The sequence below is a fragment of the Falsiroseomonas sp. RANM36 genome, assembly GCF_056682175.1.
The window spans coordinates 273,179-276,707 of sequence record NZ_JBWXTD010000007.1; the positions used below are offsets into that span (position 1 = coordinate 273,179).

General features: G+C 73.9%; 3 protein-coding genes and 1 pseudogene. 1 reads left to right on the forward strand and 3 read right to left on the reverse strand.

From position 1 onward, the window contains the following. From AC1MIR_RS25455 to AC1MIR_RS25465, 3 genes and pseudogenes are all read right to left on the reverse strand, one after another. Positions 1 to 371: pseudogene (locus tag AC1MIR_RS25455) on the reverse strand (hypothetical protein); the annotation flags it as partial. After that, positions 368 to 1,927 carry an ABC transporter substrate-binding protein gene (locus AC1MIR_RS25460; RefSeq protein WP_480030968.1) on the reverse strand — a complete coding sequence of 520 codons (1,560 nt, stop codon included), beginning with the start codon at positions 1,925 to 1,927 and terminating at the stop codon, positions 368 to 370. The pseudogene AC1MIR_RS25455 and the gene AC1MIR_RS25460, both read right to left, overlap by 4 nt. Then, positions 1,924 to 2,616, reverse strand: a complete 693-nt coding sequence (locus AC1MIR_RS25465; RefSeq protein ID WP_480030969.1) for a phosphoribosyltransferase — start codon at positions 2,614 to 2,616, stop codon at positions 1,924 to 1,926. The genes AC1MIR_RS25460 and AC1MIR_RS25465 overlap by 4 nt, the downstream gene beginning before the upstream one ends. Positions 2,617 to 2,704: 88 nt before the next feature. Here AC1MIR_RS25465 and AC1MIR_RS25470 point away from each other — a divergent pair. Continuing rightward, positions 2,705 to 3,529, forward strand: an 825-nt coding sequence (locus AC1MIR_RS25470) for a nucleoside hydrolase (RefSeq protein WP_480030970.1), incomplete at its 3' end; no start/stop codon positions are given.

Here is a 3,529-nt window from a genome sequence, read left to right on the forward strand (position 1 = left end):
CCGCGGCCCCGCCCCCCCCGGGGCCCCCCCCCTGGGGGCCCCCCCCGGGGGGGGGGGGGGCGGCCCGCCACCACCGTGGCGGAATAGTCCGCCGGCGCCATCAGGCTGCTCTCGTAGTGCAGATGACTGTCGATGAAGCCCGGCGCGAGGAATTTGCCTTCGACACTCTCGACCGCGGCGGCGTCCTCGCGCGTGCCCGGCGGATGCACGCTCGCGATCAGCGGTCCGACGATCCCGACATCCGCCAGGCGCAGCTCGCCGGTCGCGACGTCCACCACCGTGCCGCCCGTCACCAGCAGGTCGAAGGGCGCCGCCCCGCGCGCCGCCTGCACGGCGCGCGCGCGGATCGCGGGATCGACGGGATCGTTCACCGGGTACGGCCGGCACTGAAGGCAAGCGTCATCTCGTCCGTCCGCGCCTCATAGGTCAGGCCGCGCCGCATCGCCCAGGTGTTCACCTGGAAATAGAGCGGGATCAGCGCCGTCTGGTCGCGCAGCGCCATGCGCGTCGCCTGCTGCGTCAGCGCGCGGCGCTGGTCGTTGTCGATGGTCGTGCGCGCGCGCTGGATGATCGCGTCGATCTCCGGGTTGCTGAAGCGGCCTCGGTTCGCCGTGCCGAGGCCGAGCTGCGGATTCCAGGAATGGATCTGCGTCTCCAGCATCCCGAGGATTTCCGGGTTCGGCGAGAAGCCCGCGAGGTTCACCGAATACTTCAGCTGCGCCGCCTCGCTCAGCCAGACCGAGCGCGTGCGCGTCTCCACCGTCGTCGTCAGGCCGAGCCGCGTCCACATCTGCGCGATGGCCTGCACCACCTGCTCGTCATTCGGATAGCGATCGTTCGGTCCGTTCACCTGCACCGCGAAGCCGTTGGGCAGCCCGGCTTCCGTCAGCAGCCGCCGCGCCTGCTCGAGATCGAAGGGCGGCGGCGTCAGGTCGGGCGAGGTGCCGAAATAGCCGGGCGGGCCGAGATCGCCGGCCGCCAGCGCCTGGCCCTGCATGATGCGGCTGACCAGCGCCTCGCGGTTGATCGCGAGGCTGAGCGCCCGGCGCACCCGCGCGTCGCGCAGCGGGTTGGCGATGGCGCCGCCATCCTTCGCGCGCACGAAGGGGCTGGCCTCGCGGTCGGAATCGAGCGTCAGGAAGATCAGCCGGTTGGAGGGGCTCTCCGCCGTCGCGAAGCGCTGGTCGGCGCGCAACCGCGCGAAATGGTCGGGCGGGACGATCTCGATCAGGTCCACATCGCCCGCCTGCAGCGCGGCGACCCGCGCGCCGGTGTTGGCGATGGGGCGGAACTCCACGCGCGCGAAGGCGGGCGCCGTGCCGCCGAAATTCTGGTTGCGCTCCATCACCACCGGGCTGCCCGGCTGCCAGGAGACGTGGCGGAACGGCCCCGTGCCGACCATCGCGCGGCCGGCATTGTAGTCGGCCGTCGTCGCGCCCTCGCCATGCTTCTTGGAGACGATCATCACCAGCGCCAGGAAGTTCGGCAGCAGCGGCGTCGGCTGGTGCGTGCGGATGCGCACCGTCGTCGGGTTCACCGCCTCCACCGCCGAGATCGGCCGCGTGGCATAGCGGAAGCTGGATGGGCTGTTCGGCACGTCGCCGGCGCGCGCGATGGTGAAGGCGATGTCCTCCGCGGTCACCGGCGCGCCGTCGTGGAAGCGCATGCGCGGATCGAGCGTGACCTCCCAGGTGGTGTCGTCCACCACGCGCATCGCCGTCGCGATCGCCGGGCGCAGGTTCTGCTGGTGGTCCTGCTCCATCAGCGGCTGGAAGACATGCCGGCTGAAGGCGATGTTGGTGATCAGGCTGGCGAAATGCGGATCGAGGCTGGTCGGTCCCGCCTCCACGCCGATGCGCAGATTGTCCTGCGCAATCGCCGGGGAGGCGAGGAGGGTGGCGGCGAGCAGGGCGGCGCGCAGCTTCATGCGGCAAGGTCCTTGGGCAGGAGGGGGCAGAGATCGTGGCGCGCGCTGCCCGGCGCCGGCACCCAGCCGGCCTCCGTGCGCGCGAAGACAGGCGTGGCGAAGACGGCGCGGAGCGGGATGTCGTGCGGCCAGTCGGCGGCCCAGCGGTCGCCCTGGATCATCGCGACCAGCATCGCCACCGGCGTCACGCCCGCCGCCGCCAGCAAGGCGAGGCCCGCGCGCGCCGATCCGCCGGTGGAGATCACGTCGTCCACCAGCAGCACGCGCCGCCCCGCCAGCCGCGGCAGCAGCCGCGGATCGAGCCAGAGCCTGCGCTCCGCCGGGGAGGTGATGGAGGCGGCGTTCACGCTCAGCCGCTCCTCGTACCAGCGCTTGCGCGACCAGCCTGGCGCGACCCAGTTCGGATGGCCCAGCGCCTCCGCCACCGCCGGTGCGAAGACCTGGCCGAGGGTGGGCAGGCCCACCACCACCTCCGCGCCGAAGGGCCGCGCGACCTCGGCCATCCAGGCCGAGAGACGGCGCACCACGGCGAAGCTCGCCTGGTTCGCCACGAAGCCGGCCACCGCCGTCTCGCCCAGGTCGCGCAGCGGCAGCCGCAGCGCGCTGCCGTCGGGCATCGGCGCGTCATACGTCGTTGTCCAGGCGCGCGGCGGCGCGGCGCGCGGCACGAAGCTCTGCCAGAACTCCATCGGGTCTCGGCTGGGTGGCTGCGCCGCAGCGTGGCATGCTGCCGGCACGGACCGCAACCGGCGGCCCGCTTCAGGGAAGCGAGACGGCATGGCGCCGAAGCCCACGATCATCGATTGCGACCCCGGCACGGACGACGCCATCGCGCTCTGGCTCGCGCTGGGCTCGCCGGAGCTCGACGTCAGGCTCGTGACCGTCGCCGGCGGCAATGTCGGCCTGGAGGCGACCACCGCCAATGCGCGCGCCGTGGTCGGCCTGACGGGCCGCGCCGTTCCCGTGGTGGCCGGCGCCGAGCGCTCGCTGCTGGCCGATTTCCGCGCCGAGCCGGCGGTGCATGGCGCCGACGGCCTGGGCGGCGTGCGCCTGCCGGAAGGCCCGCCGCTCGCCCCCGGCATCGCCGCCGACGCCATCCGCGACCTGCTGCGCGCCGCGGCACCCGATTCCGTCACGGTGATCGGCCTCGGCCCCGTCACCAACCTGGCGCTGGCGCTCGCGACCGAGCCCGCGCTTGCCGGGCGCATCGCCGAGATCGTGCTGATGACCGGCGCCTGGAGCGAGGGCAACATCACGCCGGCCGCCGAGTTCAACGCCTGGAACGACCCCGAGGCGCTGGCGATGCTGCTGAACCTCGGGCGGCCGCTCGCGATGGCGACCCTCGACCTCACCGCCCAGGCCTTCGTCACGCCCGAGCTCGTCGCGCGCATGGCGGAGCGCCCGGGCGGCGCCTGCTGGCAGGCCGCGCTGGCGATCCTGCGGGCGCTGCCGGCCTCGAAGCGCTTCGGCCATCGCGGCTTCCCGCTGCACGATCCCTGCGCGGTCGCCGGGGCGATCGCGCCCGCGCTGTTGGGGGGCCCGCGCGCCCCAGCCGCGGGGGGGGTGGGGGCGGGGGGCCCCGGGGGGGGCCCCCGCGGGGGG